This is a genomic window from Rhodopseudomonas sp., from assembly GCF_048594845.1.
Taxonomy (GTDB): domain Bacteria; phylum Pseudomonadota; class Alphaproteobacteria; order Rhizobiales; family Xanthobacteraceae; genus Rhodopseudomonas.
Genome location: NZ_JBMDXE010000315.1, coordinates 1 through 4,388, shown reverse-complemented (window position 1 = coordinate 4,388; position 4,388 = coordinate 1). Strand labels below are relative to the sequence as shown.

The window sequence follows — 4,388 nt, the reverse complement described above, 5'->3', positions numbered from 1 at the left end:
GGACGCCGGGCACCCACCGGTGACCCGCCATAGGATTAGCGAAAACCGTGCCAGTCGCTGGCGGAACGCGATTAGTGAGAGCTTCCAATCGCTTGGCGGCTTACGCCGCTAATTTGATCAGCCGCCAACGCTGCGCATTCGCGCAGCAACGCTGAGCAGGGTGATGACGAATTGTGCAGCGCGGCAGGGTGGGGATACAGCTGAGGACAGCTGATTTACCCTGCGCACAGTGACAAAGGGGGCATCAGGCGTCGCGCTTAACCCACCCCGGGGGGGGGGGGGTGTAGCGGGCAGCGCCTAATTTCCAGCGCCGACAAATAACCCGCGATGTCGTCCGGATCGAACGTTGTGCCAGTGCATTCGCCGATGCCGTCGGCAGGAGCTATCGGCAGGATCGGCGTGCCGCCGACCGCGGCGTCATAGAGGTCGGGGCGAAACACCGCCTTGGCGGCGGCGAGCAGTTCGGCCGATAGCGGGGCTTGGCCCCAGCGCACCATCTGGGCGTAATTCCATGCGCCCTGCACCGGGTCCGGCCGCGCTGCGGCCTCGCGACCGACCAGCAGATAGCGGCCGGTCTCGCGGTAGAGACCCTCCGGCGAAACCTTGAGCCGGCCGTCGAGCGTGCGGCGGATCAGCTCCGGCGTCACTTCGATGCGGCCCGGCGCGGTGAGGATCGCGCAGACCTCGTCGCGGTTGGCGTCATACTCGATGAACTGCGCGGCGCGGTCATGCGCTCGGATCAGCCGCAGCAGCGTGTCGGGATGGCCCTCGGCCCAGGAGGCGCGCACCGCCAGCATCTTCTCGGCGGCGCGCTGAAACAGCTCGCAGGTGAAGTGCAGGATGTGGCCGATGCCGAGATCGATCGCCACCGAATTCCACGGCGCGCCGACGCAGAAGCCGTCGAGATGCTTGTTGGCGAGGCTCTCGACCATGTAGGGCGGCGGCAGCACGACCAGCCGGACGTCCTCGTCGGGATCGACGCCGCCGGCGCCCATCCAGAACCGCAGATCGTAATTGTGGCTGGAGAACGGGAACGTCATGCCGAAGATCAGCGGCTCCAGCCCGAGCTGCTTGCGCTCGGCGACGACGCGCGCCAGCGCCCGCGCCGATACGACAGGATCGGCGATGTCGCCGTCGACATTGGCGGCGATCGCGGCGTGCAGATCCGGCGACACCGTGATGGCATTGCCGTTGACGCCGAGGCCGAAGCCGGAAATCACCGGCACCTTGATGTGGCCGATGCCGAGGCTGGACGCGACCGCCATCGGCGCCAGCAGATGCGCGGCGTCGAACAGGCCGATGTTGAACTTGTCGCGCACATTGGCCCAGGAGATCTCGCGCACCAGCTCGACGTCGAGGTCCTCCTGCGCGCAGAAGCCCTTGTCGACCGCGACGATCAGCGCGGCGGCGTCGACCAGCGGGATGAATCCGATGCGCAGGCGCTCGCTCATTTCAGCATCTCCGACGCGGTGACCACCGATTGGGCGATCTCGGCGATTTTCTTCTTCTCGTTCATGGCGGCGGTGCGCAGCAGCACATAGGCCTGCTCTTCGCTGAGGCTCTTGGCCTTCATCAGGATGCCCTTGGCGCGGTCGATCACCTTGCGGTCTTCCAGCGCAGTGCGGGCGCGGTTGAGTTCGCTCTCGAGATTGGCGAAGGCGTTGAAGCGGGAGATGCACAGATCGAGGATGTGCTTCATCCGCTCCTTCTTGAGCCCGTCGACGATATAGGCCGAGACGCCGGCATCCACCGAGGCCTGGATCGAGGCGGTGTCGCTCTGGTCGACGAACATCGCAATCGGCCGCTTCACGATGCGGCTGACCTGGAACATCTGCTCGAGCATGTCGCGGCTCGGGTTCTCGAGGTCGATCAGGATGACGTCGGGGTCGATCTCATAGATCCGTGCCAGCAGATTGGTGGTCGCGGCCAGATAGGTGATCTGCGACATGCCGGCTTCGCGCAGGCCTTCGGTGAGAATGCCGGCGCGCACCGGGTTCTCGTCGACGATCACGATCTTCAGCAGCGGGTCCATCGGCACGTCCCGTTTCGTCAGCACGGGGCGCGCCGACGAAACCACAGGGGTCCCTTTATCCAAGGCTCTGGTTGCAGTCACGACAAACCACAGTCCGGCCGCCGATTGAAGAGGCTTCGCTGCCCTGCACACATCGGAACCGCCGATATTGACGCCGCAGGCGCGATCGGGTGGTGTGCGGGCCAACATCTCATCTCCTTCAGATTCCGGGACGAACGCTCATGTCTTTCGTGATGGCCATCGATCAGGGCACCACCTCGTCGCGCGCGATCCTGTTCCGCGACGACATCTCGATCGCGGCCTCGGCGCAGCAGGAATTCCCCCAGCATTTTCCGGCCTCGGGCTGGGTCGAGCACGAGCCCGACGACATCTGGGCCTCGACGCTGGCAACCTGCCGCGCCGCGATGGAGAAGGCCGGCGCCTCCGCCGCCGACATTGCCGCAATCGGCATCACCAATCAGCGCGAGACCGTGGTGGTGTGGGACCGCATCTCCGGCAAGGCGATCCACCGCGCCATCGTCTGGCAGGACCGCCGCACCGCCGAATTCTGCACCAAGCTGAAAACCGACGGCCACGAGCCGATGATCACCGAGAAGACCGGCCTGATCGTCGATCCGTATTTCTCCGGCACCAAGGTCGCCTGGCTGCTCGATAACGTCCCCGGCGCGCGTGCCCGCGCCGAGCGCGGCGAACTGCGCTTCGGCACCATCGACTGCTATCTGCTGTGGCGGCTGACCGGTGGCCGCGTCCATGCCACCGACGCCACCAACGCCTCGCGCACGCTGCTGTTCAACATCCACACCGGCGAGTGGGACGACGATCTGTTGAAGCTGCTCGGCGTGCCGCGCTCGATGCTGCCGCAGGTGAGGGATTCTTCGGCGCATTTCGGTGACACCGACTACGAATTGTTCGGTGCGCCGATCGCGATCCGCGGCATCGCGGGCGATCAGCAGGCGGCGACCATCGGCCAGGCCTGCTTTACCCCGGGCATGATCAAGTCGACCTACGGCACCGGCTGCTTCGCGCTGCTCAACACCGGCGCGACGCCGGTGCGCTCGCACAACAAGCTGCTGACCACGATCGCCTATCAGCTCGGCGGCAAGCGTACCTACGCGCTGGAAGGTTCGATCTTCGTCGCCGGCAGCGCCGTGCAATGGCTGCGCGACGGCCTCGGCATCATCAAGCACGCCAGCGAAACCGGCCCGCTCGCCGACAAATCCGATCCGATGCAGAGCGTGTATCTGGTGCCGGCCTTCGTCGGCATGGGCGCGCCATATTGGAATCCGCGGGTTCGCGGCGCGCTGTTCGGCATGACGCGCAACACCGGCCCTGCCGAACTGGCGCACGCCGCGCTGGAGAGTGTCTGCTACCAGACCTACGACCTGTGGGCCGCGATGCGCGACGACTGGTCCGGCGCCGACGCCGCCCCGCCGGTGCTCCGCGTCGACGGCGGCATGGCCGCTTCCGACTGGACCATGCAGCGCCTCGCCGATCTGCTCAACGCCCCGGTCGATCGCCCCGTGATCCAGGAAACCACCGCCCTCGGCGCCGCCTACTTGGCCGGCCTCAGCGCCGGCGTCTTCCCCGAACCCGCCAAATTCGCCGACAACTGGCGATTGGATCATCGCTTCCGCCCGGCGATGAGCGCCGCCACGCGCGAGCGCAAGCTGGCCGGATGGGGCAGGGCCGTAAAGGGCCTGCTGGCGAGCGACGAGGGCGAGTGAGCAGACGTGTAGCTCGACGAGCCTGCCCAGTCCGCAGCGCGCCCCCTCTCCCGCCTGCGGGAGAGGGCTGGGGTGAGGGCGCCCCAGGCAGTGAGTCAGCAATTCGCGGAGCCGAGTGCCCTCATCCGGCATCCTCTGTGGGAGCAAAACCTCTCCCCGTCATTCCGGGGCGCACAGCGAAGCTGTGCGAACCCGGAATCCATATCCCCTGGAGTCCGAGCAAGCGCACGGCGTAGCCACTGCCAAGCGCGACACTAACCACCGGGGTTAGGGATTCCGGGCTCACGCGCTGAGCGCGTGCCCCGGAATGACGAACGCGAGGTTTGCGCGCAGGGTAAACGGGGCATCCGAGCGAAACCCGGTTGTTGACAAAATTCCTAGAAGGACTATAGTCCGTCTCAACCCGCCTCGGGGAGAGGGGCGAAACGCGATCGTCACGGTTCGCGGGGCGGGGGGCGATGGACGCGGCAGCGTCAGGCGGGGACGTGAAGGCAGGGCGGGCTCCCTTTCATCGAAAGGTCCCGTGAGCCGACACCGAAGCGCTGACGACCACGCTGCCGCGGACGGCCAAGGCGTGTGGTCCTGATGTCCCGCGTGGCATCAAGCCCCGACCAGGCGTTCCGCTTCCACCG

3 protein-coding genes are annotated in these 4,388 nt (G+C 66.5%); 1 reads left to right on the top strand and 2 read right to left on the bottom strand.

Annotated elements, in window-relative coordinates; genetic code table 11:
* Positions 1–257: 257 nt before the first annotated feature.
* A complete protein-coding gene (locus ACOJTD_RS20870) occupies positions 258–1,451 on the bottom strand; it encodes a CmpA/NrtA family ABC transporter substrate-binding protein (protein WP_420134773.1) in 1,194 nt (397 codons plus the stop codon).
* A complete protein-coding gene (locus ACOJTD_RS20865; protein ID WP_420134774.1) occupies positions 1,448–2,032 on the bottom strand; it encodes an ANTAR domain-containing response regulator in 585 nt (194 codons plus the stop codon). The genes ACOJTD_RS20870 and ACOJTD_RS20865 overlap by 4 nt, the downstream gene beginning before the upstream one ends.
* A 221-nt stretch (positions 2,033–2,253) precedes the next feature.
* On the opposite strand from ACOJTD_RS20865, the gene glpK reads away from it, so the two are divergent.
* Positions 2,254–3,756, top strand: coding sequence for a glycerol kinase GlpK (gene glpK / locus ACOJTD_RS20860; RefSeq protein ID WP_420134772.1), 1,503 nt, complete (start codon positions 2,254–2,256; stop codon positions 3,754–3,756).
* Positions 3,757–4,388 lie beyond the last annotated feature (632 nt).

What these genes read in the sequence shown, in the direction of transcription:
- ACOJTD_RS20870 (WP_420134773.1), bottom strand. Translation starts at nt 1,451, where the DNA reads ATGAGCGAGCGCCTGCGCATCGGATTCATCCCGCTGGTCGACGCCGCC.
- ACOJTD_RS20865 (WP_420134774.1), bottom strand. Translation starts at nt 2,032, where the DNA reads ATGGACCCGCTGCTGAAGATCGTGATCGTCGACGAGAACCCGGTGCGC.
- glpK (WP_420134772.1), top strand. Translation starts at nt 2,254, where the DNA reads ATGTCTTTCGTGATGGCCATCGATCAGGGCACCACCTCGTCGCGCGCG.